The organism is Ancylobacter sonchi (assembly GCF_018390695.1).
GTDB classification, from domain to species: Bacteria; Pseudomonadota; Alphaproteobacteria; order Rhizobiales; family Xanthobacteraceae; genus Ancylobacter; species Ancylobacter sonchi.
This window is the reverse complement of sequence record NZ_JAHBGF010000020.1, coordinates 753,871-776,899: the sequence shown is the minus strand read 5'-3', so window position 1 is coordinate 776,899 and position 23,029 is coordinate 753,871. Positions and strand designations below refer to the sequence as shown.

Genomic DNA, 23,029 nt, shown 5'->3' with positions numbered 1-23,029 from the left:
ATGAAGGGGTCGAAACGATGGGAGCCTCCTATGGCTGGGGCTCTCCGAGCCCTTTCGGGTCAAGCCGCGTTCTGGGTTTCCGGCCTGCGCGGCCTCATGCTCATGCGGAGCTCTCGCATGACGATCTGCCGGACGAAGGCACTCGGTGTCAGGCATTCGCGCGCCGCGGCTGCGTCGATAGACGATGCCACTTCCGGCGAGAGGCGAATATTCATCTGCTCGGTTAGGGCTTGGCTCATGATAAATGCTCCATGCTCGTATAGATTTGTGTAGCATAAATGCCGATTTATGCAAAATTATCGTGCACGTCATCTCTGATAGTCGCTGATGTTTACTGGTACTTCCTGATGAACTCTGATGTGATCGGCGGATTGGGGAGAACTCGTTCGGCGAAAATTTTTTGGGCCTCTTCGCCAGATCCCGTGGTTCGTTGGCAGAGCGCAGGTCCGGCACTTGTCAGAATTGCTACGTCGTCGCTTGATAGAAGAAGCGGAGCACAACAGGGCCACTCGGAACCGTGCGGCACCCCACGTGGCAATTGGTTCATCGGGGGGCGTACGCCCTCAAGCGGGAAGCCGCTGGCATCAGGGCCGATGCGCGCGGCTATATCACGGTCGACGATTTTCTCGAGACGAGCGTGCCTGGCGTCTACGGGCTTGGCGACTGCAACGGACGAGGGGCCTTCACCCACACGGCCTATAACGACTTCGAGATTGTCGCGGCCAACCTGCTGGACGGCCAGGACTGGAAGGTGAGCGAGCGGCTTCCCGGCTATGCACTCTACACCGATCCGCCGTTGGGACGGGTCGGTATGACGGAAGCGCAAGCCCGCGCAAGTCGTCGACCCCTGCTCATCGGCAAGTGGCCAATGAGCAAGGTCGGCCGCGCGGTAGAGAAGGCCGAAACACTGGGCTTCATGAAGGTGGCGGTGGATGCCCAAACGCAGCGCATCCTCGGGGCAACGATACTCTGTACCGGCGGTGACGAGGCCATTCACGGACTGCTCGACATCATGGATGCGAACGTCCCCTGCACGGTCTTCCAGCGCGCAGCGCCTATCCATCCGACGGTGTCGGAGTTGATCCCTACGCTGCTGGCGGAGATGAAGCCGGCAACGTGATAGGAGGTTAGAATAGCGTGGCGTAACACATGCTCGGCGAAGAAATTCCCATTACCTTAGGAAAATCTCAGCCATTTTCGGTCACCGCAGTTCACATTGCCTGCATTACATCATATAATATTTCGATAAATTACTGCCTTTTACACAATTTCAAGGCAATGTACGGCGGCATATTATCTCCACCGTGATTGTGAGCGCCATTTGCAACGGTCGACCAATCATCATCACCATTGTCGTTGCCAAAACGACCATTGAGTTCGTTGCGTCGACCTTGAACAGCATGGTTGTGCTGTCCATCCATAGGAATATCGACCCGCCCACCAATCTTTCCTAAATTAAACATGGGGTTTGAAGGATCTGCGCCAACTATAGTTCTACCGCTTGCTTGACCGAAATCGGTCCAGCCTTCGGGGCACTTATCTGAATCGAACGCTAAAACAGCTCCCTTGGGGGTCGCAATTTGCAGCGCCAATTTGGCTTGGTAGGCCGCCTCCATAGCCAATTGGGCGCATTGAGCAACTGTCGAACACTGCTCTTGTGCTATAGCTGCGCTACTTAAAGACATGAGACAAAGCGAAGCGACGATATATTTCACGATCAACCTCTCATATAGGTTTAATATTCGTCCAATATTTTTGTTGCCTTATATATTCCAGCTGGTAGTCGTCGTATAAATCAAGCCATGTATTAGAGTCATTGTGATAATGACAGGCCGTCAATCTTGCCAATCTCGCAATTTCAGCGTAGTAATCTGTCAACTTTGAAGGATGGTCACTCGGAGATATTGCACTTATTTTTTGATCATAAATTGCCTTCACTTCCCGAAATGAGGCAATAGGGGACGTAATATCTTGCGAGTCAATTTCGGCCGTGAGGATTGTCCATCCGAAAACGGCGATCCGTGGCTTGCGCCGTCCAAGATCGTTAAGCGATTGAGACAAATGGTCTTGTATCGATCTCGCGGCCTCTTCCGTGGAGCATCTAACGAGGTTTGATGTATCCAAGAATAGCTTATCGCTTATAGACGATATGCGAGTCAGAGCCTTATCGATGCTGTCATCAAGATTTAATTTCGTATCTCGAAGCACGCCTTGGATTTGGTTAATTCTAGCTTCGGCACTCGAATCTATATCTTTTTGGATTCGACTAATATGTATTGCCGCTCGCTCAACGGCATGCACTATATTTTCCGATGCCCTTCCAATTTTGAATGGATCGGTAACGACACCCCAAACATCGCCAAAAAAATCAGCATTCGCCGGCTGAACAGCCAGCGGGAAAACGAAAACAGCACATATAAGATGTTTTCTCATAGATAGAGTGTGATAGGCATTCTTTTATGAGTCAACGATCATTCTGATATTCGAAATAGATTCGGCTGAACATGCGATAAGCTGCAAGTTCAGAGTGATTTTAATGTGCTGTGCCAGCGGCGCATCGACGGGCGATCTATCTGGGACAGAAGATCCCGCCAAGCTTCCGCGCCTCCTTGTTCCGAGCCGCCATCAGTGCAGAGGCCTGCTTTTCCTTGCTCTCGAAATCGTTCAGAGGCTCATCGGCGAGCCTTACCTCGCGCGTGGCGCGGGCATGGATTGCAGCGACTTGTTCGGCCACGGTCGGCTTTGCAGCGGCATCTAGAAGGGCGGAGCGATTGTCATCGAGACCAGCCTCTCGCGCCGCCTCCTTGGCTTCAGGAGACAGGGCCGCAACGTTGACGGCTCGACGAGCATCGGGCTCCGAAATACCCAGCTCTCGTGACGCTGCGGAGACCCCACTTTCGGGCCGGCCCACCTCCCTTTTCTCGTCAACTTGACGAGAAACCCTCTTCAACTCGATCAACTCGATCCACCGAGCAACCTGCTCGTCTCTCTCAAGCTTGCTCAGCGGCATGCGGCCTGGCTTTGTCGATCAAGCCCGCTTCGCCAGCCTCACGCCCACCCCACCGCCGTTCTCGGGAATGAACTCTATGCCGGCCGCTTCGAGTGCGGTGCGCAGATCAGTGAGGGTTCGGTCGTAGGGAGTTCGCTTCCCCAGCTCAAAATTCGCAATCGTCGCCTTTGCCACTCCGGAAGCCTCGGCGAGCTGATCCTGAGACCAAGCGAGAAGCGCCCTCGCTGCCCGACACTGAGACGCCGCAAAAACCGGCATTGATATAACCTTACACTTTTAATGTTGCATTCGCGTTGATATAACCTTATATCAAAAGAGCAACATCGCTGCAACGGATCAATCCAATGCCGGACACGCATGTCTCGGCCAATGCCACCCCTTTGCCTGTCTTCCACCAAGCCACACAGGAGGGCTACCTCATGTCACGCAGGTCTTCGATCACTCCCGAAATGAAAGAAGCCATCGGCGTCCCGCTCGATTCCGAGCGGATCTACCGTCAAGTGGCGGCGCGGATAGTGTCGATGCTGCCGGATAATCCCGCGCAAGCGCATCGCGTTCTCGAACTCGCAGCCCAATGCCTTGATGAGTTCATTTGCGGGGTGCCGCCCACGAGCAAGGCCAGGGACGGCGGTAAGCGGAGAGCTGCGTGATGGACCGTCGTACCCTTATCGCCGGTAGCGGAGCCGCGCTTCTCGCGACCGGCGGTGCCACTACGGTTCTCGTGGCCAATCAGCTGCCTCTGGCGCCGGACCCCATTTTCGCTGCCGTCGCCGAATGGCGATATCGCTGGCAGGCATGGATGTCTGTTTCCGATATCCCTGACGATGAGATGGACGCTCTGGGGGCGGCGCAAACTCTGGCCGTCCAAAAGGTGATCACGACCGTGCCGACAACGCTGCCGGGCTTCCGGCTGCTGTGCGAGATGGGCGCCGAACTCGTCGCCGCAAATACCGAGCTCTGTGGAGGCGGCTTAGTAGACTGGCTGCCGATGTCCGACGAACGCAGCATGGAAGGCCTCTACATGGAGGCGTTGGGGCGTGCGGCGGCTCGGCTCTTGCCCGCGGGAGGCGCATCATGAACCGGCGTTCGTTCTTCCTTGGCGCAGCGCCGGCCTTGCTGGCAGTAAAGCCCGCTCTCGCCACGTCGCTCTGCACCTTTAGCGGTGATGGCACGCTGCCGGACATTTCGGAGATGGCGTTCGCCCGAACACTGCCACCTCCCGGCGATATCAACAGTGTAGGCCCCTTGATGCGCGCCGGCGACCGACATCTTAAAGGTGCGGACCCTCGCGCCGTGGCGCTAGGGCAAATGTCCTGCCGCCATCTCGTCCAAGCGATGAACATGTTGGCGACGGGGTATCTTGGGTGGGACGTCACGATATCGGCGGTAATGCCGGACGACCGTTCATATACGCCGGCCGTTGTGGCGAATATCTTTAGCCGCGAAGGAGACCAGCGGGACCTTAACCGCAGTTTTGTCCTGCTTGGCACCCGCTGAGCCAATCGAGATTGCCGGCGCTGGACATGCTCCGGCGCCTCATCACCGAACATCCCAATTCCCCCGAGGCCAAGGGGGTAGGCGCGACAGTCCGAGACCTCCATGGGCCTCGGCGTCGCGAGAGCGACCCACTGCGCCTAGTAGCTTGGCCGGCTGGGGAACCTAGCACCGTTCCGTGTTCGCGTCTTGTTCCGAATCGTCAAGGGCGCCATGATCTTGCGCGGGGATAGGTCGGCCAGCCGACAAGCCGAGTTGCACCGCTCGGTTTCCCCGCGCTCCCTCGGTGCTGAGCGCGCTTTTGATCTGGTAGAGGAAGCCGCCAAGAAAGGACAACCTGGGCTATGGCGAAGTCCCCTGGATTAAATACGCAATTTGACGCGCAAACATATCAGTTTGAAACGGACGCGGAGCGTCGGAGGTATGCCCGAGTATTCTTGAACGGCTACATCAAACCCGACGCAAAAGGACTGTATCGCCGACACTATGCCTCCAGTGGCTCTGACGCTGAGGTGCTGGGTCGACGCGCTCTGGTTGAACTGCTGGAGCGGGGTAACCTCCACCGAGACATTAGTGGAGCATTGATCGAGCTGCTCGTACCTAACGACGACCAGCGTGCAAATGACAGAAAGCTGGAATTCAAGCACAGGCGTAGGGGAGCGCCCCAAGACGCAATGGCGGTAAGCGCTATCGCTGACGCTGTTCGCGTTGAAATTTACAACGGCTCCAATGTTGAAGCCGCAATCGATAAGACAATGTCCAAATTCAACATCTCGCGAGATTACGCTTACCGGTGCTGGAGTAAGTGCAAGCCGGTTTTTGAGGCAATGGAGGCGGATTGGCAGCGCCAGAATTCCAGTAAACCTAAATAGCGATTTCCGGTCAGTTACAGCGCCAAATCCACCTGCCACCTTCCTCAGCAACCGCCGGAACACGTCGGGACACACTCTGACGCAACGGTCATGCTGAGGACTGAGAATGAGCTTTCGACCGAAACCCGAAACTGAACCACTCGCCTATGACGTCAGCGGCGCGGCTCGCGTCATGGGGGTAGGCCGAAACAAAATCTACGACGAGATCCAGGCCGGCCGCCTGGAGGCTCACAAATTGGGGCGCCGCACGGTGATTACCCGTGCCGCCATCGAGGTGTGGTTCGGCAAGTTGCCGCGCTTCACGACCAGCGCTGCCTGAGAACGCGAACACCCGGTGCCGGCACAGCACCGGGTGCTGAGAATTCGCGTCTGAAACCCAATCCCGCCAAGGACCGATTTCGATGTCTTTTTTAGCCCACGCCCGGAATCCGGGCAAGGAAATTCAGCCGGGAGCCGGCCTTCCGCTGTTCGACTGGCGCCCGCCCAATCCCTCGAGCGTCAATCCTCTGCACATCAGGGCGCGCCGCATCTCGGCGAGTTGCGGCGTGCCGTTCGCCGTCGTGCTCGCGCATATCGAACTGGCCGGCCTCGGCAGGGAGGTTCGGTGATGGTGGACGACGCCAACCTGAAATCCCTCGTAACCGATATCGCGCATGAGGCCGCCCAGCAGGCGTTCGACTGGCTGTGGGCCTACGGATCCGCAGACCCCGACAATTTCCGGCGAGACGTGCGTCTCGCGACCATCAACCGCCATCTGATGTCGACCGTGGAGCCGGTGAGGCTGGTCGCATTCGAGCAGGGCGTCACCGGATCGAACGAGATCCACGCAATCTGGATCGAGGCCGCGCAGGCCTTCTCCACGCGCATGAGGGAGCTGGAGGGCATTCCAGCCAGCTACGAGCCGCAATGGAGCGATGACGATAAGGCGCTGAAGCAAAGGCTGACTGCTGAAGCTATCCGAGCGGCGCGCCTCGCGTTCGATTCCAATTGCGCTCTACCGACCGACGCCTCGGATGCGGAGAGACTGGACCGGCTGAGTGCTGTCTGGGCTCATATGGCCACATTCGTCGCCGCTGCGGTCAACCCGAGACGACCGGCCGAAGAAGCCATGGTCGACTACTGGACCACTGAAGCCATCAACATCCTCATTCAGGAATTTTGCCGCCTCCGAGACGCCTGGGCGAGCGATGAAGGAGGTAGGGCATGAGGTCGTTCGCTCCGATTACGGAGCCCTACCTGCCGAGCGATGCGCACTTCGTCGGACGCCCCTCCTGCGCATTGGTCTATCCGCGTTCGGGGGCGTGGGTCTGCTTCCTGGCGGACGAGAACGGCGGAATGTTCCTCGCCGAGGATGCCACCAAGACCGTCGCGCTCACTGCGGCGATGGAGGCCGCGATCCGCTGGAATGCCGAGGTGCGCCTCGTCAACAGGGAGGATCGCCTTTGACGGATCATCCCTTCGGCTTCTCGACGGATCGCCGCCCGTCTCTCGACTTCGACAAGGTGAATGCCGCCGCCCTGGCGGCATTGCCCGCCCTGCTGTCTCGCTGGCTCCCCGGCGGGCATCGTGAGGGCCGGGAGTGGGTGGCACTTAACCCGCGCCGCTCCGACCGCTCTACCGGCAGCTTCCGCATCAACATGACATCCGGCAAATGGTCCGACTTCGCGACCGGCGACGCCGGCGGCGATCCCGTTAGCCTTGCGGCGTACCTCTCCGGCACCAGTCAGCTGGAGGCCGCCCGCCACCTTGCCGACATGCTGGAGGTGCGCTGATGGATGCGGGTCTCATGTTCGCGCCGCTCTCCGCTGATGAGGTGGCGGCAGCGCAGCAGTCCACGCCGAAGGGCAGCACGAAGACGCCGATTATTCCGGTGCCGACGGATGCGCCGCCCATGGCCTTCAAGCACCCGAAGCTCGGCGCGCCGTCGCGCTCCTGGCCCTACTGCAACGCGACCGGTGAGCTCGTTGGCTATGTCTGTCGCTGGGACTTCACCGGGGCCGATGGCGAGCCGGGCAAGGAAATCCTGCCCGTTACCTATTGCGAGCTCGACGACGGCAAGCGCGGCTGGCGGTCGAAGGGCATTCCTGCGCCTCGCCCTCTCTATGCCTTGCCGGCGATCCTTGCCGATCCTGCCGCGTTGGTGCTGGTCACAGAGGGCGAGAAGTCCCGCGACTCGGCGCGCGACCTGTTCCCCGATATGGTCGCGACCACACCGGCCCACGGGGCCAAGAGCCCGCACCTTACGGACTTCAGCCCGCTCGCCGGCCGCACGGTGGTGATTGCTACCGACTATGACGAGCCAGGGCGGACGACCGACAAGGGCAAGCCCCATCATCCCGGCCAGGACTTCGGCGACAAGGTGTGCGAGTTCGCCCGTGCTGCTGGTGCGGCTCGCGTCCTGCATCTCGTGCCCGAACGTCTCGGCGCCTGGCTCTGGCGCGACGGCGTGAAGGTGACGCGCGGCGAGCCGATGAAGGACGGTTGGGATCTAGCCGACGCTGCTGATGAGGGCTGGACGGCAGGAGCCCTTGCCGAGATGCGAAAGGATCCGGCGTTCCTGTCGCCCTATCTCGATGCCGCCGAGCGCGGTGACACCGCCGACGAAGACGATGATCCGACACTTGGCATGTTCCGGTCATGGCCGCATGGCGTCGAAAAGCGCGTCGACCACAGGGACAAGGAAACCGGCACTATCACTACCGAGTGGAAGTGGTTTTGCTCGCTACTCGATATTGCGGCCGAGACCCGCAGCTCTGACGGTGAGGAATGGGGCCGCCTCCTGACGGTGACGGATCGCGACGGGCGCCGGAAGCAGTGGGCCATGCCCATGGCGATGCTGGCCGGCGACGGCACCGCCTATCGCGAACGCCTCTTGTCCCTGGGCCTGATCATGGCACCGGGCAAGTTCGCTCGCGATGCCCTGCATGAATACATCTCCACCGCCCGGCCGGATGAGAAAGCCCGCTGTGTCGGCCGCGTCGGCTGGCACGGCAAGTCGTTCATTCTCAGCAACCAGACGGTGGATCCCAACCATGGGTGAACGGATCATTCTGCAGACCAGCGGCAGCGTCGATCACGCCTTGCGTGAGGCCGGGACGCTGGAGGGCTGGCAGCGAGATATCGCACGCTATGCCGTGGGCAATTCAAGGCTGGCACTGGCGCTCTCGACGGCCTTTGCCGCGCCGCTGCTCTATCCGACCGGATCCGAAAGCGGCGGCTTTCATTTCAGAGGCGCATCGTCAACCGGCAAGAGCACCGCACTCGTCGTGGCTGGGTCCGCCTGGGGTGGCGGCGGCATTCGCGGCTATGTCCGCACATGGCGCGCCACATCCAATGGGCTGGAGGGTGTCGCCGGCATGCATTGCGACTGTCTGCTCTGCCTTGATGAGATGGGACAAGTGGATGGGCGCGAGGCAGGGCAGATCGCCTATATGCTCGCAAATGGTGTCGGGAAGTCGAGGGCGTCGCGATCCGGAGAGGCTCGCCCGGCGGCAGAGTGGCGGCTGCTGTTCCTCTCGAGCGGTGAGCTCTCCCTTGCCGACAAGATCGCCGAGGATGGCAGGGGCCGACGGGCCGCGGCAGGGCAACAGGTCCGCATTGTCGATATTCCGGCCGACGCAGGCGCCGGCATGGGCATGTTCGAAAACCTGCACGGCTTCGCCAATGCCGATGCGTTCGCCCGGCATCTCAAGGTGGCAGCCAGCGAGCACTATGGTCACCCGACCCGTTCCTTCCTGGGGGTGCTGGTGGATGAGTTCGACGCTATCGCTCCCGCCGTGAAAGACCATGTCGACGAGTTCCTTCGCGACAATGCGCCGGCTGGGGCGGATGGACAGATCAGTCGTGTTGCCGCGCGCTTCGGGCTCGTGGCCGCCGCTGGCGAGATGGCAACTGCGGCCGGTATCCTGCCATGGCCGGAGGGAGAGGCGACACAGGCGGCGGCACGGTGCCTCACCGACTGGCTCACTCAGCGCGGCGGGATCGAGCCGGCTGAGGACGTCGAGGCTATATCGGCGGTGCGGCGGTTCATCGAGCTCCATGGCGCCTCGCGCTTCGAGGCTATGGGTGAGCTCGTCCCTACCGATAGCCAGGGCGCCCCCATTGAGCAGCGGATTCCGAACCGGGCCGGATTCCGGCGCCGAGTTGACGGAGGTGGTACCGAGTATCTGATGCTGCCCGAGGTATGGCGTACCGAGGTATGCGCCGGCCTCGACGCTGCCTCCGTCGCAAAGGCGCTGATCCGTCGTGGCTATCTGGCCGCCGGCGGGGATGGAAAGCCGCAGGTCAAGACGCGCTTGCCCGGCTTCACCTCCCCTCCCCGCTGCTACGTGATCACCCCGCGCATCCTCGGCGATGAGGAGGATGAGGGAGAGGCCCGAGCCCCCCAGCAAGCCCAGTTCTAGGGGAGGAAGGGTCATGACAGCCCGTTTTGCTGCCTTTTCCCGGCATCGCACCGAAATTGTTCCCCTTGTTCCCCAAGCCCAGTCGAGTTGGGGAACAGGGTGGGGAACGCCGCAAACCGTTGCTACGGAAGGATTTGTCGAGCCTGTTCCCCTTGTTCCCCACGTTCCCCCCGAAAACGATGTAGCCGGAAACGAAAATGGCCGATCGGACGAGCTCTCGGCTGATATTGCGAAGCTCTGGAGCCGGGTCGTTCAGCGGGAAATGGATCGTGGTGCTGATCGAGCATCAGCCGTCAAAAGGGCGCTCCCGCAGGTTCGGGCGCGGCTGTTGAATAGCCCGCGCATGATGCTTCCCGGTCATGCTCTCGGTTGCTGCGCTATGTGCGGATATGCCGATAGCTCCACCTCTCATCTGCTGGCGGTTATGTCTCCGGAGCCTGGCAAGCATATCTGGCTGCATGCTGGTGAGTGTCACACAGGCTATCGGAGGGGGCTCGCCGAGAAGGTGGACGCAGCGATGGTCAGAGCCGGGTTGCCTGATCCGAGAGAGGATGCACCGTGGTGAGGTGGCGGTGGAGCCCTGCGCGGTCGCCTTCTCTCGCGACGTTGACCCTGAAAGCGACGACGCGGACCAACCCATCCTGGATAGCCTCGTTCGGCGAGGTGCCCGAAAGGATTCTGGAAGGCGCTTGAACAAAGGCCCGGCCGAAGCCGGGCCAGTTCTGACAATCGAGCCTGACGAGGGGGATCAGTCAGGCGTTCGGGAAACGCGACGTCCGTGTTTGGGTTCCCCGCCAAAAATGAAAAAGCCCGGCGCTTGGCCGGGCTTTGCAATTAAGTGCACTCTCAATTTTTGTCGAGCTCGTGTGCGCCTTCGAGCGGCACATCCTTTGGCCAGTACCCACGGTCAGGAATGTTCTCGAACTCATCCCGGTGGCGCCACAGGATCGTTCCAACATTCTTGATCGGGTCGCTCCCGACAAGAGCAACGCCCTGATGCTCCAGCGCCTTGGCGATCTCGTAACGCGTCAGAGGTCGACCGGCTTTCAGAATTATTTCCCTCGCAGTTTTGGCGATGCGCGCTGGCGGAAGTGCATTCCTCCGGCGCTTCGGGACTACGGGCGCAGTTTCCAGCGTGACGAGCGACGCTAGCTCTTTCTTCAGCGCAGCGATGTGCTCGTACTTAGAGATCGCCTCATTGACGGTCCGAAGATCCCTCTCCAGCCGTTCGCGCTGTTGGATAAGTCCTTGGTAGCCGGCCTCTTCGAGATCAGCCATTTCATAAATCCCACTCGTATGAGCATTCATGGTGGCCTCCTATTTAAGCCACTATGCATCAGAATGGGGGGTAAATCCAGAAAATGGTTAACGGAGTCCTCATTGAGTTGTCATTCGAGGATTCAAACGCTATATATCGTGACAACGCAAAAACCCCGCCTTGGAGGGGCGGGGTCTTGCAATAAGTTCCATCGGCGGACCGTCGGCTCGTCGAGTGGATACCGAGGCGTCTGGAAGGCCGAAGCTCAATCTGACAGTTGTGCAAATAAGCCTTCCGGCGCCTCGGGTCAACCCGCCATGATAGGAGATACCTAATGGCGCTCCCCGAAAAGGCCGCTTCAGCGGCCGAGCCTAAGTACATCTATCGCCCTTGGATCACGCTGCCTGACGGGACCAAGATCTGGGCTAAGAAGTATGGGAAGCGGGCGTTCCGTATTCCGGTCGCTGACAACGACAACGATAGCTGACTAGCTCGGCTAGCGAGTATGGGGCCCGGCCATAGTGCCGGGCCTTTTATGTCTGCAACAACAGCTGCCGGTTACGCGTATAGGCGTCATCGTCGGCCCCATTTCGTCGGCTTGGTGATGTCGGTGACAGACCCGGGAGCGCCCGTTAGCGATAGCACTTCGGCTTCCTGCCGCCCGGGCGGCTATAGGCGCTCCGCCCACCGCAGCTTCGGCCGTTGCGCATCACGTCGTATGGGCAGTCGCAGGTGCCGACATAGGGTTCGCGGATCGGAGTGACACCGCCGCTATCGTCGTCTGCATCCGGCTCTGCGGCAAGCCGTGCCACCGTCCGACTGGGCTCCCGCATGGGAGCGGTGACGGACGGAGGGCGAGCGGACAGGTAGCGGGACGAAATCCAACCTTCTTGTCCATCGAACCATACCCGACGCCAATTGCCTCGGCTTTCTCCCGCATCGACGGTTGTGCCAGCGGAAAGGCTGCCGATCACCCGCCCTGAGGTGTTGGGAGCCCCACGAACGTTCACCTTCGCGGTCACGTAGAGCGCTTCCCGGATCGGCTCTGCCAATTCGGCCGTCCCCGCCATTGCCGCAGGCGCGGGCTCGATATCCTGTGGTGGGGAAGATGCCGCGACATGCGAGCGAAGCGGAGGGCTGGATGGGGGCGGCGCAGCCGCCGGGCTCACAACGGGCGCTGGCGCCGATGTGGCAACCCGATGATCCGGCTCATCCTTGCCGCCGCTGCACCAGGCAAGCGGCAGCGCAAGCAGCAACAGGAGGAAAAGGCCTGGAGGCAGCTTTCTCCCCTTAGGCTGTGATGATTTCCGCCGTGCCATTCCTCAACCCCCGGATGCATCCGAGCAGATTTGTTGGCGACGGTCCAGATAGAGGAAATGCGGGGCAGAAGGTGCCGATACTTCCCTACGGCCCGGTATCACATCGGCGGTACGGTGCCGTTCTTGCCCACGGTCAGACGGCTCGCGGTCATCGTGCCGTCGGCGCCGCGCGTGTAGAAAGCCACGATGTGTACGCCGGGCACCAGAAGCGTGAGGTCACCTCTGTCCATGGTGACAATCGGCACGTCCGGCGGCACCACGATGGTCTGCGTGCCGTTCTCACCATACTTCAAGGTCATGGTGCGGCCGTTGGACACTACGAGGTCACCCACGGTGCCGTTGGTCATTGAAGCGCTGGGATCCGAACCCAAGGGACGGTGGCCCTCTCCAGCACCACGCATGCTCGGTGGGAATACATGGACCTCCATCGCAGTCAGCATGCCATCGGGTCCAGGCCGCGCCGCGCTGCCGACGAAGCTGCCGGGTTTGATTTCCTCCGGCTCGGCTGTCGCCACCGACATGATCCGTACGTCGCCGGTCAGCTTCAAGCTCACCGATTGGCCGTTCGCATCAGTGACATCCAGCCGGTCGCCGTCCGCCTTCACGACGGTCGCCGTCAGCCGGGCGGAAGGCGGCGCGCCCTGTGCCATGGCATTGCCGGCAATGAAGGCAATCGCTGCTACGGCCACAATGAAAGTCGCACGCTTAGGAAACGGGAACATGAGCCGACCTCTATGGAAGGGACGGTGAGGAGCTTGCATCAAACGCCGATTATCGCGTGCACGCCTATCACTTCCCGGCGATGAGCGTACGGATCCTCCTAGCGCTCCAGCGGCAGGGCTTCCAGATGGCCGTAGCCGCCACAAACGCCTTATCGCCACCTGCGAGGCACGCGGGGTGGACGTCGGTCAGTGGATGGTTGAGCAGGGCCATGCAACGTCTTACCGGCGGCATAGCGATAGGTACGTGGCGGAGGAGGCTCTGGCGTCTCGGGCTCGGCGAGGTATCGGGCAAGGTCCGTTTCTCCCTCCATAGGCATGGAGGGCGCAAGCGGGGGAGAATGCGCCTCACCATCGTCGCTGAGCACTCGCCGAGTAATCCAGAGGCGCAAGGCAAGCGCTGCGCCGGCACATGCGAGCAAGGCGGCGAGAACCGAAAGCCAGTAAGCCGACATATGGGCGCCGAACTGTTGCGGTATCCAGATGGGCGTGAAGCCACACGCCGATTTCCGGCCCAGTCAGCCTCACAAACCCAATACTTGCAACGCTTTTTCGGAGTGAGTGCGCGTGGGCTTTGATTAATTTTGATTTCTTTTCAAGTCGCCACCGGCCGCACCATAGGCAGCACGTTGGCGGTCTGCGTCGACGTGACGAACCTCTCCCAGGCGTCCATCAGTTCCCGGCGCTTTTCGAGTGCATCGCCCCGGCGATATGCCCGCTCCACCTCATTCCCGACGATATGTGCAAGCGCTGCTTCAGCAAGCTCCCGAGGGAAGCCCGTGCTTTCTCCCGCCCAGTCTCTGAAGGATGACCGGAAGCCGTGAACCGTTGTCTCTTCCAGCTTCATCCGCTTTTGCAGCAGCATGGCCATGGCCATATTGGATACACCTTCACCCGGCAGGAAGAGGCGGCGGCATCCGCCGATGAAGAGCGACTGATTGCGATGCTCTTCGCAGCAGACGCGACGTCTCTGCGCGGCCTCTCCGCGAAGATCGACGCACTGATCGCCGTTGGGGCAGACGGTGCCGAAGGGCGACACTTTCCCTGGCCAGAGCTGCGGCGCATTCGCAGGGATGTTGTGCGCTTGATGGAGTCGCAGCGTCACGATGCAGTTGGCCTCACTGCTTGAAGCAGTGCTCCCGATGCCAACGCAGAAAGTGCGGATGCGGACGCTCGAACGCCCGTTGCGGGGCGATGGCGCGTCCGCTCCGATTGATGAAGGCGCGCACGCCATCGGGATCGCTGGCGTCCCGGGAGAGGGCCCGGCTGATCCTCTCCAGGTCGCTGACATTGGCGCAGTTCACCAGCAGCTGCTTGATGAGGATGAGGCGGGCCGCGGGTCGCTCGGGCCCGCCTCAAGATCGCGGTCCCCCCGCGACCAGGTCGGCGTGGGCCAAGCGCGCTGAGATCGCGATTTGTATGAAGTCCACGACGCTCGCCCCCGATGTCCGATCAGACCGCCTTGTGTCCGCCACGGGTCGAAGTGGCTCCTTTAGCCTGGTGCCCGTGATGTCCGCTTACTGGCAAGACTCCAATGTCTGCAGTTCTCGCAAAGGGCCCGACCTGTTCCACCCCGTGAATGTCCGCTTTCGAGCCAAGGCCGTCACCCGGTCACTGGCTGAAATGGGGCGCAAAGCGGACGTCGCTGAAACGCGGCGAGGGGCAAGCTTGGGTCAGCATGCGTCATAGGGCTATAGCGAACACATAGTTCTCTTCTTGGTCGCTCGCGGGCCGCCAGTTAATTTATTAACGACTTGAATACGCTGCCAGTTTTTGGTTCATCACCAAATTACAGCGCCATTTTACCCCACGTTTTTTGCATCACTCAGCTAGCAGGGCATATTGGCGTGCTGGCATGACGGCCTCATCTGGCGGATCCCTGAGGGCCTGAAGGCGAAACGCACCTCGATCCGAGCGCGACGCCAGCGCCATTTGCAGACATCGGTCCGGCTCCCACAATCGGCCATTCATCGCGCACCAAGTGAAACCGCTTCGACTAAATGTTGTTCAAGTGGGTTCGCTGCCGAGCCAAGCATCCAGCTTACGACGGCTTGCAAAGCGGCGGATTTTCGATGCCGAGGCCAAAGCAGATAGAAGTCGGAAAGCCCGTAGAGCGCGACTGTACCAATCTGTTTGAGTCGCTCCTCGGCGACATCTCTGGCGACGAAGCTGCGGGTGGCAAGCGCGATGCCCTGTCCCGCAAGGGCCGCATCTATGGCATGGGATGACTGATTGAAGCTGATGCGTTTGGCCGCTAACGCGTCCCTTGGAAGCGGTTCGGCACCGAAATGCCGCTCGATGAATTCCGGCCAGAAATTATGGGCGTCATGCAGAAGCGGGTAGCTCAATAGCTCGGTCACGGTCCGCGGTGGCAACCGAGCACCCAGAAGCATCGGGCTGCAAACGGCGATGATTTCCTGCCGGAACAGAAGTTGCGATGCCAGACCGGATGCGAAAGGCGGATGGCCGTAGCGGACGGCAAGATCGACGCCATCCCTTTGAAAGCTGGAAACACGATCCGTGGCGAGGATGTGAATGTCCAGTTCCGGGTGCTGGCTCGTCAAGTCAGGCAAGCGCGGGATGAGCCATTTGGATGCGAAGGTCGGCGTCGTGCTGATCGTCAACGTGATCGGCTGAGGCAGCAGATCCGCCGTCGCACGCGCGATGATGTCGAATGCACGCCTGACATCGGCCGTGTAGCCGCGCCCTTCACCGGTCAGTGCCAGTGTTCGGGGAAGTCGCTCGAACAACCGCACGCCGAGATCGGCTTCCAACCCGCGCACCTGTTGCGCCACGGCTCCCTGCGTGACGCCGAGCTCCTCCGCAGCCAGTCTGAAATTCAGATGGCGCGCTGCGGCTTCAAATGCCTTGAGGCCGTTGAGGGAGGGGAGCTTTCCACGCCTATCGCTCATTCGATAGATTTTCTACTGCCATATGACACACAAACTGTCTCGAAGAAGAAACCTATGTACTGATAATGTTAGATCCAGCGAGGCCACCACGAGCGGTCATCACGTTGGGAGGATAAACCGGTGTCGGCAGAAAAAGTAGCCATCATCACCGCTGGCGGCAGCGGCATGGGAGCCGAGGCCGCCCGGCGGCTGGCACAGGACGGGTTCAAGGTCGCCATCCTGTCATCGTCCGGCAAGGGCGAAGCTCTGGCGGCCGAACTCGGGGGCATCGGTGTGACCGGCTCCAACCAGTCGAATGACGACCTTCAACATTTGGTCGACGCCACGATGGCGAAATGGAAACGCATCGACGTGCTGGTCAACAGCGCGGGACATGGCCCCCGTGCGCCGATCACCGAGATCACCGACGACCAGTGGCATGCGGGGCTCGATGTCTATCTGATGAACGTCATCCGTCCGGTGCGACTGGTCACGCCTATCATGCAGGCCCAGAAATCCGGGGCTATCGTCAACATCTCGACCGCCTGGGCATTCGAGCCGGCGGCCATGTTCCCGACCTCTGCCGTGTTCCGCGCCGGCCTGGCCGCCTATACCAAGATTTACGCGGATACTTACGCTGGCGACAACATCCGCATGAACAATGTTCTGCCAGGTTGGATCGACAGCCTGCCGGCCACCGACGAGCGCCGCGAGATGGTGCCGATGAAGCGCTACGGTACCAGCGCCGAGATTGCAGCGACGATCGCTTTTCTGGCGTCGGACGGGGCCGGCTATATCACGGGCCAGAACCTGAAGGTCGATGGTGGTCTGACCCGATCGGTCTGAGTTTCGGCAACCGAACCGTATTCTACCCTTCCAGCCGGCGCCCCCCGCAGGGCGCCGGCGAGCAGACACGCGTTGAATATGACTGACAATCGATCTCTCCCATCGGGAACGGCGCCCGATGAGTACTTCCCGTTTAAACGCCTCTTTCTGACCGGCGGAAGCGGCTATGTCGGGCGCAACCTGATCCGTCATTTCGTCGCCCGAGGCATTGAAGTCATCGCTCTCGTGCGCAGCGACACGTCAGCGGATCGCGTCGAGGCGCTCGGTGCGGTTGCCTGCCGCGCGGATATTTTCGATCCGGACCTCGTCGCCAGAATGTCGGGTTGCGAGGCTCTCATTCACGCGGCAGCCGATACGGGTCACGGACCGGCGACCAAGCTTCAACAGCGTGTCAATGAGGACGGCACGCGGGCCGTATTGGCGGTGGCACGCGCGGCCGGCATCCGAAAGGCGATCCACCTCAGCACGGAGGCCGTACTCGCGACCGGCAAGCCGCTGGTCAATGTCGACGAGTTGATGCCTTTGCCGCGCCGGCCCGCAGGTGGCTATTCGCGCAGCAGCAAGGCGGCGGCCGAACGCGCGGCGCTCGCCGGCAATGCGGCCGGTTTTGAAGTTGTTGTCTTGCGGCCACGTTTTGTCTGGGGCCGTGACGACACGACCGCGCTTCCCAACCTGCTCAAGGCGGCGCGGTCCGACAGGCTTGCCTGGATAGGCGGCGGCACGTACCGCACGTCGACCACCCATATTGCCAATCTCTGCCACGCGGTCGAACTCGCTCTCGTCAAGGGACGCGGCGGTGAGGTGTATTTCGTTTCGGATGACGAGCCGGTCGAGTTCAAGGCCTTCGTATCGTGTTTGCTCGCGACACAGGGATTGGCGGTGCCCGACAAATCCGTTCCACGGGCCGTCGTCAGGGTCATCGCGGCGATTGGCGATCTCGTCGCATGGATCTCCCGCGGGAAGATTGTTCCACCCCTGACGCTGCAGTCCTACGCCGTATCTGCCGTGGAGATCTCCCTGGATATCGGCAAAGCGCGGCGCGAACTGGGCTACGTCCCCGTGCTTTCACGGGAAGGGGGCCTAGCAGAACTCCGGTCCGATCAACACTGGTAGTCTTCCAGCCGTGGCGCATCGTCGGGCTTGCCCGCCCGGATCCAGTCCACCTTGCCGCGGAGGAATGAGAGCGCGGCATTCAGTGCGGCCTTTCGTTCCTCAAGCCTGTCGATCTGCATCTGCAGAACCTCAATCGTAAGCTCGGGCGACGTCTCTCCCGCACGATATTGCTGGTTAAGCGTAAGGATCTCGCCGAGCGAGTAACCCAGCGTCTGCTGGAGGCGGATCATCCGGGCGGCGGTCACGTCCTCCTGCTTGAATGTCTGGTAGGGCCTCGACCCGCCTTTGAGGCTGCGCTCGGGCGTAAGGAGCCCCTTGGAGATGTAAAAGCGGATCGTATCGATTGGCAGTCCGGTGGCTTTCGCAAACTCAGAGATCAGCATCCTAGAACTCTTGACTATGGATCATGCTCCATACTTATACGGGGTGCTTGTCGAAAATTGGAGTTCCGATATGACAAGCGAAACCAGCGCCCTGCCTCAGATCCAGCTTGGACAGAATGGCCCCATGATCGGCTCGCAAGGGCTGGGCTGCATGGGCATGAGCGAGTTCTACGGCGCGACGGACGAGGCCGAGGCTCGCGCCACTCTCGAGCGAGCCGTCACCCTTGGCGTGACGATGTTCGACACGGCCGACATGTATGGCGTCGGCACGAATGAGGAGTTTCTGGCTCCATTCGTGAAGAACCACCGGGACCGGATCGTCATCGCCACCAAGTTCGGCTACACGCGCACCCTGGAAAACCCCGACGACTGGAGCATCGATAACCGCCCCGAGTTTATCCGGGCCGCTGTCGATCGCTCCCTGAAGCGGCTCGGCGTCGAAGTCATTGACCTCTATTACATGCACAGAAGGACGGATACGGTGCCGCTGGAGGACTCCATCGGAGCCATGGCCGAGCTGGTGACGTTGGGCAAAGTTAAATGGCTCGGCCTCTCCGCCGTCACCGCAGCGGAACTGCGCGCCGCCCACGCCATCCATCCCATCGCCGCGCTGCAGTCAGAATGGTCGGTCTTCACGCGCGATATCGAGAAAGAAGTCGTTCCCGCAGCCACGGAGCTGGGCGTGACACTGGTCCCCTATTCGCCCCTCGGCAGGGGCTTGCTGACCGGACAGGCCTTCGCGAACGCACTGACTGGTGACGATGCGCGCCGGAACTTTCCTCGCTTTTCATCCCAGAACCGCGAAGCCAATAACCGCCTTGTTGCCAAGCTGGAGGAGATCGCAGCTAAGAAGGGAGCTTCTCCTGCCCAGATTGCACTCGCGTGGCTCCATGCTCAATCGCAACGGCTGAGCGTGAAAACGGTGCCGATCCCTGGCACACGCAAGCGCAACCGGCTCGAAGAGAACGTTGCGGCGATCTCCATTGAGTTCACGTCTCAGGAAGTCGATGCCCTGGAGCCACTCGCTGCTTCGGTGCAGGGAACGGCAGTCTGAACCGCTTCAAATTTCTTCGGTATTGGGCCAGAATCCGACCTTGGGCGATGATCGAAAAGCAAACGCTCCAAGAGAGTTGAGCTATCAACTGCGAGCTGCCGATCGTCTTGTCTTGCGAATAGGTGCTACTCACCACCAAGCTCGGCCTGACCGTTCCGACGGGGCGGGTCCCTCGTCCTGGCCGACATTTCGCTACCGATCATTTTGCTCAGGCCGAACCTCATGGAAGCGCAGCTTTTGCAGGCCGCCGCGGTTTCCTGGCTCTGCTCCGGCCCTGCTTCGCAACGACATCGAGCAGACGCCTGAAGGTCGGGCATTCCAGATGTGACGGCGCCGGACACGCCGCGACATGCCGCAACGTGTCACGCAATGCCGTCAGTTCGCGGATCTGCCTGTCGATGTCGGCGGCCTTTTGGAGGATCGCCGGGCGGGACAGTGCCGGGGTTTGGTCCCGACCGAACATCCCGCCGATCTCGGCGAGCGAGAAGCCCGCGATCCTCCCCATCGCGATCAGTTTGAGCTGCAGCAGTACATCGGGCTCAAACTGCCGGCGCAAGCCATGCCGCGAGATCGACGCGACCAGCCCGATCTCCTCGTAGTAGCGCAGCGCGGAAGGCTTGATTCCGGTCGCCGCGCATACCTCGCCGATGTCCAGAAACTTCATGCTTGACCTCAAGTCGGCTTGAATTCGTAGCCTGCTTTCGAACCGAAGTTCGGGCAAGAGGGCAGAGCGATGAAACATACTGAGCCGATGGCCTCGGACACGACGAGACGGGGGATCACGACGGCGCTGGCACTGACGATGCTGCTGGCGTCGCTTGGAACAAGCATCGCGAACATTGCCTTGCCCGCGCTGTCGCAAGCGTTTTCAGCATCGCTCGCCGAGAGTCGGTGGGTCGTCGTCGCCTATCTTGGGGGCCTGACGGCTTCGACCCTCATCGCGGGCCATTTGGGAGACCGGTATGGGCCCAAACACATCCATATCGTCGGCCTTGCCCTGTTCTCGGTGGCGTCGCTGGCCTGCGGATTCGCGTCGAGCCTGTGGTTTCTGATCGCCGCGCGTGCGTTCCAGGGCGTAGGGGCGGCCTTCCTGATGACGCTTTCCATGGCGCTCATGCGTGACAATGCCGGCGATGCGGGCATAGGCCGGGCGATGGGCTTGCTTGGTACGGTTTCGGCACTCGGCACGGCTCTCGGCCCTTCGCTCGGTGGCATCCTGATTGCGGCGACCGGGTGGCGCGGCATCTTCCTGATCCAGGTGCCGGTGGCCGCCTTCGCCCTGATCCTCTGTCTGGTGGTACTGCCCGCCAATGTGCCCGGAGCCGGCCGCTCCTCGCGTGAGTTGCCCCCCGTACTGATGGGACGCCTCGCGCCATGTCTCTCGGCCAATCTCATGGTGGCGGCGGTGATGATGGCGACGCTGGTCGTTGGCCCCTTCTATCTCGGGCCCGGCCTGGGCCTGATCGATCTGCAGGTCGGCCTCGTCATGTCCGTCGGTCCGCTGATCTCGATCCTCTGCGGCATTCCCTCCGGGCGCCTGGTCGACGCCATCGGCGCGCGACGGGTAGTCTGGCTCGGACTTGCCATGCTGACGGCGGGGACCTTGCTTCTGGCCCTCCTGCCCGAGGCGATCGGGGTTAGTGGGTACATCCTCGCGATCGCTATCCTCACGCCGGGATACCAGCTGTTCCAGGCGGCGAACAACACAAGAGCGCTCGCCGATACCGCTGCCGATCTGCGCGGCGCGGTGTCCGGGTTGCTCGGCCTGTCCCGGAACATCGGATTGATCGCCGGCGCCTATATCATGGCGGCCATCTTCGCGTTTGGCGTGGGTACGGAAGAGTATGCCCATGCCGGGTCGGGTGCGATCGCATCTGGGATGCAATTGACGCTCACCATAGCCTGCGGGCTCATGCTTGCCGCAATGGGCGTGATGTCCGTGGAGTACGCGGCGAGGGACCGACAAAACGGCATGTAGGAAGGCGATCTTCCGAGGCGGCGTCCATGGTTGCTTGGAAGATGCGTATCAGCGCCCGATCGTAACCTTCAAGGCGATTTCGACAGCGCCGGGTGCGGAGATTTGACGTCAGCCGCAACCGGACGTTCGGCTGTGGGAGCCCCGAAGTTCTTCGACAATTTCGACGGACACTCGCGCATATTCACGGCTTCATGGCGTGCGAATCCGCCTTCGCGGTTCGCTCGTTGCCGCGGGTGTGCCGCCGACACGATATCGGCCGCGTTGCCGACTTGGCATGCTCGCTTTAGAGTCGAACCGGTCTCGATGGTCGAGTGTGGAATGTCCAAGCAGTCGAACAGTGCGCGAAGCGATCTGGAGACAGCTCTCCCAGAGGGGGAATTGCTGCTGCCGTTCGCTGGCCAAACGGACGAAGCCTGGATCGCCGTCATCAAGAAGATGGACGAGACCTATGCCGAGCTCGTCACCCAGCAGGTCGAGCTGGAACAGAAGAATGCCGAGCTGGAGGAAGCGCAGACCTTCATCGCCGGCCTGATGTCGTCGATGACCGACGTGCTGATCGCCTGCGATCTGTCCGGCCGGATCGAGCAGGTGAATCTTGCGGCCGAGCGCGCCTTCCAGCGTCCCCTGAGCGATCTCGTGCGGCTGCACCTGCGGGACCTGCTCGCCGCTGAGTCGCCGACCTCGTTCGAGGATATCCGCGCGACGATCGAGCGGCGCGAGCGCATCAGCGACCGCGAATTCATCTTCTCCACCCTGATCGATCAGCTGCCAGTCTCGGTGAACGGCGCCGTGCGCTTCGATTCCCGCGGACGAGCGGTCGGCATCGTGTTGGTCGGCCGGCCAATCGGCGAACTGCGCAAGGCCTACAGCGATCTGGCGGCCGCCCACGAGCGGCTGAAGCAGACGCAGCAGCAGCTCGTCCATGCGGAAAAGATGGCCTCGCTCGGCCGCCTCGTCGCCGGCGTCGCGCATGAATTGAACAATCCGATCTCCTTCGTCTACGGCAATGCCCACACGCTGAAGCGCTACAGCGGGCGCCTCACCTCCTATCTCGATGCCGTCCATGGCGGGGTGAGCGGGCCGGCGCTCGCCAAGCTGCAGACCGAACTGAAGATCGACACCACCCTCGCCAATATGGAGGGCACGCTCGACGGCATGCTGGAAGGCGCGGAGCGCGTGCGCGACATCGTGGCGGACCTGCGCCGCTTCTCATCCGACCGTCGCGAGGCGCGGGAAGCCTTCGAACTGGCGCCACTGGTCCGCTCGGCGCTGGAGTGGGTCGCCAGGGGGCAGATGCCGGCCATCGAGACGCGCTTCGACATTGCCGAGAACCTCACCGTCGTCGGGAATTCCGGACATATCCACCAGGTGCTGATGAACCTGGTGCAAAATGCGCTCGACGCTATGGAAGGCCGGCCCGTCCGGCGGCTGGAAATCACCGGCCGGAGTGGAGAAGGAGAGACTGTCACCCTCGCCATTCGCGACACCGGGCCGGGCATCGCACCGGATATCGCCTCGCGCATCTTCGACCCGTTCTTCACCACCAAGCCGGTCGGCAAGGGCACCGGGCTCGGGCTCTCCATCAGCTACCGCATCGTGCAGGAGCACGGCGGCAAGCTGGACGCCACCAATCATCCTGACGGCGGAGCAGTGATGACGCTGACCCTGCCCGCTGCGCAAAGGGACTGA

Annotated in this window: 28 protein-coding genes and 3 pseudogenes; 18 read left to right on the top strand and 13 right to left on the bottom strand. The window is 61.3% G+C overall.

What is annotated here, in order from left to right:
* Positions 1-59: 59 nt before the first annotated feature.
* Positions 60-239: a hypothetical protein gene (locus KHC28_RS14275; RefSeq protein ID WP_214008990.1), complete on the bottom strand. Its 180-nt coding sequence runs from the start codon at positions 237-239 to the stop codon at positions 60-62.
* Positions 240-571: 332 nt separating this feature from the next.
* On the opposite strand from KHC28_RS14275, the pseudogene KHC28_RS14270 reads away from it, so the two are divergent.
* Positions 572-1,120, top strand: a pseudogene (locus KHC28_RS14270) (oxidoreductase dimerization domain-containing protein); the annotation flags it as partial.
* Between the two features lie 130 nt (positions 1,121-1,250).
* Here the strand turns inward: KHC28_RS14270 and KHC28_RS14265 are convergent.
* From KHC28_RS14265 to KHC28_RS14250, 4 genes and pseudogenes are all read right to left on the bottom strand, one after another.
* Positions 1,251-1,715 carry a hypothetical protein gene (locus KHC28_RS14265; RefSeq protein ID WP_214008989.1) on the bottom strand — a complete coding sequence of 155 codons (465 nt, stop codon included), beginning with the start codon at positions 1,713-1,715 and terminating at the stop codon, positions 1,251-1,253.
* Positions 1,716-1,725: 10 nt separating this feature from the next.
* Positions 1,726-2,433, bottom strand: coding sequence for a hypothetical protein (locus KHC28_RS14260; RefSeq protein ID WP_214008988.1), 708 nt, complete (start codon positions 2,431-2,433; stop codon positions 1,726-1,728).
* 136 nt (positions 2,434-2,569) lie between these two features.
* Positions 2,570-3,010 (bottom strand): hypothetical protein, encoded by a 441-nt coding sequence (locus tag KHC28_RS14255; RefSeq protein ID WP_214008987.1) that lies wholly within the window; start codon positions 3,008-3,010, stop codon positions 2,570-2,572.
* A 21-nt stretch (positions 3,011-3,031) separates the two neighbouring features.
* Positions 3,032-3,268 (bottom strand): annotated as a pseudogene (locus tag KHC28_RS14250) (helix-turn-helix domain-containing protein); the annotation flags it as partial.
* Between the two features lie 86 nt (positions 3,269-3,354).
* On the opposite strand from KHC28_RS14250, the gene KHC28_RS14245 reads away from it, so the two are divergent.
* The 11 genes from KHC28_RS14245 to KHC28_RS14195 all read left to right on the top strand — a co-directional run bounded on the left by KHC28_RS14245 (position 3,355) and on the right by KHC28_RS14195 (position 9,779).
* Positions 3,355-3,660 carry a hypothetical protein gene (locus tag KHC28_RS14245; protein ID WP_214008985.1) on the top strand — a complete coding sequence of 102 codons (306 nt, stop codon included), beginning with the start codon at positions 3,355-3,357 and terminating at the stop codon, positions 3,658-3,660.
* Positions 3,660-4,088 (top strand): hypothetical protein, encoded by a 429-nt coding sequence (locus KHC28_RS14240; protein ID WP_214008984.1) that lies wholly within the window; start codon positions 3,660-3,662, stop codon positions 4,086-4,088. The genes KHC28_RS14245 and KHC28_RS14240 overlap by 1 nt, the downstream gene beginning before the upstream one ends.
* Positions 4,085-4,507 carry a hypothetical protein gene (locus KHC28_RS14235; protein ID WP_214008983.1) on the top strand — a complete coding sequence of 141 codons (423 nt, stop codon included), beginning with the start codon at positions 4,085-4,087 and terminating at the stop codon, positions 4,505-4,507. The genes KHC28_RS14240 and KHC28_RS14235 overlap by 4 nt, the downstream gene beginning before the upstream one ends.
* 341 nt (positions 4,508-4,848) lie before the next feature.
* Positions 4,849-5,376, top strand: coding sequence for a hypothetical protein (locus tag KHC28_RS14230; RefSeq protein ID WP_214008982.1), 528 nt, complete (start codon positions 4,849-4,851; stop codon positions 5,374-5,376).
* A 106-nt stretch (positions 5,377-5,482) separates the two neighbouring features.
* Entirely contained in the window at positions 5,483-5,695 is a 213-nt protein-coding gene (locus tag KHC28_RS14225) for a helix-turn-helix domain-containing protein (RefSeq protein WP_213351986.1), read from the top strand.
* A gap of 82 nt (positions 5,696-5,777) precedes the next feature.
* Positions 5,778-5,984 (top strand): hypothetical protein, encoded by a 207-nt coding sequence (locus tag KHC28_RS14220; protein WP_214008981.1) that lies wholly within the window; start codon positions 5,778-5,780, stop codon positions 5,982-5,984.
* Complete coding sequence (locus KHC28_RS14215) at positions 5,984-6,583, top strand: hypothetical protein (RefSeq protein ID WP_214008980.1); 600 nt, start codon at positions 5,984-5,986, stop codon at positions 6,581-6,583. The genes KHC28_RS14220 and KHC28_RS14215 overlap by 1 nt, the downstream gene beginning before the upstream one ends.
* On the top strand, positions 6,580-6,822 hold the full coding sequence (locus KHC28_RS14210; RefSeq protein WP_214008979.1) for a hypothetical protein: 243 nt from the start codon (positions 6,580-6,582) through the stop codon (positions 6,820-6,822). Before KHC28_RS14215 ends, KHC28_RS14210 begins: the two co-directional genes overlap by 4 nt.
* On the top strand, positions 6,819-7,148 hold the full coding sequence (locus KHC28_RS14205; protein WP_214008978.1) for a hypothetical protein: 330 nt from the start codon (positions 6,819-6,821) through the stop codon (positions 7,146-7,148). The genes KHC28_RS14210 and KHC28_RS14205 overlap by 4 nt, the downstream gene beginning before the upstream one ends.
* Positions 7,148-8,416, top strand: coding sequence for a DUF927 domain-containing protein (locus KHC28_RS14200; protein WP_214008977.1), 1,269 nt, complete (start codon positions 7,148-7,150; stop codon positions 8,414-8,416). The genes KHC28_RS14205 and KHC28_RS14200 overlap by 1 nt, the downstream gene beginning before the upstream one ends.
* Positions 8,409-9,779, top strand: coding sequence for a DUF927 domain-containing protein (locus KHC28_RS14195; protein ID WP_246564760.1), 1,371 nt, complete (start codon positions 8,409-8,411; stop codon positions 9,777-9,779). Before KHC28_RS14200 ends, KHC28_RS14195 begins: the two co-directional genes overlap by 8 nt.
* Before the next feature lie 846 nt (positions 9,780-10,625).
* On the opposite strand, the gene KHC28_RS14190 is transcribed toward KHC28_RS14195, so the two are convergent.
* Positions 10,626-11,087: a hypothetical protein gene (locus KHC28_RS14190; RefSeq protein WP_214008975.1), complete on the bottom strand. Its 462-nt coding sequence runs from the start codon at positions 11,085-11,087 to the stop codon at positions 10,626-10,628.
* A 284-nt stretch (positions 11,088-11,371) separates the two neighbouring features.
* Here KHC28_RS14190 and KHC28_RS14185 point away from each other — a divergent pair, with 284 nt between their 5' ends.
* Positions 11,372-11,524: a hypothetical protein gene (locus KHC28_RS14185; protein WP_214008974.1), complete on the top strand. Its 153-nt coding sequence runs from the start codon at positions 11,372-11,374 to the stop codon at positions 11,522-11,524.
* Between the two features lie 145 nt (positions 11,525-11,669).
* Here KHC28_RS14185 and KHC28_RS28005 read toward each other — a convergent pair whose 3' ends face one another.
* From KHC28_RS28005 to KHC28_RS14160, 5 genes and pseudogenes are all read right to left on the bottom strand, one after another.
* Entirely contained in the window at positions 11,670-12,107 is a 438-nt protein-coding gene (locus KHC28_RS28005) for an SH3 domain-containing protein (protein WP_376772692.1), read from the bottom strand.
* 347 nt (positions 12,108-12,454) lie between these two features.
* Positions 12,455-13,078 carry a hypothetical protein gene (locus KHC28_RS14175; protein WP_214008972.1) on the bottom strand — a complete coding sequence of 208 codons (624 nt, stop codon included), beginning with the start codon at positions 13,076-13,078 and terminating at the stop codon, positions 12,455-12,457.
* A 592-nt stretch (positions 13,079-13,670) separates the two neighbouring features.
* Positions 13,671-14,180 carry a tyrosine-type recombinase/integrase gene (locus tag KHC28_RS28105; protein ID WP_376772691.1) on the bottom strand — a complete coding sequence of 170 codons (510 nt, stop codon included), beginning with the start codon at positions 14,178-14,180 and terminating at the stop codon, positions 13,671-13,673.
* A 13-nt stretch (positions 14,181-14,193) separates the two neighbouring features.
* A pseudogene (locus KHC28_RS14165) lies at positions 14,194-14,331 on the bottom strand (HNH endonuclease); the annotation flags it as partial.
* 711 nt (positions 14,332-15,042) lie between these two features.
* On the bottom strand, positions 15,043-15,987 hold the full coding sequence (locus KHC28_RS14160; RefSeq protein WP_214008971.1) for a LysR substrate-binding domain-containing protein: 945 nt from the start codon (positions 15,985-15,987) through the stop codon (positions 15,043-15,045).
* 120 nt (positions 15,988-16,107) lie between these two features.
* Between KHC28_RS14160 and KHC28_RS14155 the strand changes: the two genes are divergently transcribed.
* Both KHC28_RS14155 and KHC28_RS14150 read left to right on the top strand, forming a co-directional pair.
* Entirely contained in the window at positions 16,108-16,812 is a 705-nt protein-coding gene (locus KHC28_RS14155) for an SDR family oxidoreductase (RefSeq protein WP_214008970.1), read from the top strand.
* A 78-nt stretch (positions 16,813-16,890) separates the two neighbouring features.
* On the top strand, positions 16,891-17,925 hold the full coding sequence (locus KHC28_RS14150; protein WP_214009060.1) for an NAD-dependent epimerase/dehydratase family protein: 1,035 nt from the start codon (positions 16,891-16,893) through the stop codon (positions 17,923-17,925).
* Here KHC28_RS14150 and KHC28_RS14145 read toward each other — a convergent pair.
* Positions 17,913-18,308, bottom strand: a complete 396-nt coding sequence (locus tag KHC28_RS14145; protein ID WP_214008969.1) for a MerR family transcriptional regulator — start codon at positions 18,306-18,308, stop codon at positions 17,913-17,915. The two genes, KHC28_RS14150 and KHC28_RS14145, sit on opposite strands and share 13 nt — an antisense overlap.
* 70 nt (positions 18,309-18,378) lie before the next feature.
* Here KHC28_RS14145 and KHC28_RS14140 point away from each other — a divergent pair, with 70 nt between their 5' ends.
* Positions 18,379-19,362: an aldo/keto reductase gene (locus KHC28_RS14140; RefSeq protein WP_214008968.1), complete on the top strand. Its 984-nt coding sequence runs from the start codon at positions 18,379-18,381 to the stop codon at positions 19,360-19,362.
* Between the two features lie 220 nt (positions 19,363-19,582).
* Here the strand turns inward: KHC28_RS14140 and KHC28_RS14135 are convergent, their stop codons facing one another.
* The gene (locus KHC28_RS14135) at positions 19,583-20,026 is read right to left on the bottom strand and encodes a helix-turn-helix domain-containing protein (RefSeq protein ID WP_214008967.1); all 444 of its coding nucleotides are present in this window, start codon (positions 20,024-20,026) and stop codon (positions 19,583-19,585) included.
* Between the two features lie 69 nt (positions 20,027-20,095).
* Between KHC28_RS14135 and KHC28_RS14130 the strand changes: the two genes are divergently transcribed.
* Both KHC28_RS14130 and KHC28_RS14125 read left to right on the top strand, forming a co-directional pair.
* Complete coding sequence (locus tag KHC28_RS14130) at positions 20,096-21,340, top strand: MFS transporter (protein ID WP_214008966.1); 1,245 nt, start codon at positions 20,096-20,098, stop codon at positions 21,338-21,340.
* A gap of 318 nt (positions 21,341-21,658) precedes the next feature.
* A complete protein-coding gene (locus KHC28_RS14125; RefSeq protein ID WP_214008965.1) occupies positions 21,659-23,029 on the top strand; it encodes a sensor histidine kinase in 1,371 nt (456 codons plus the stop codon).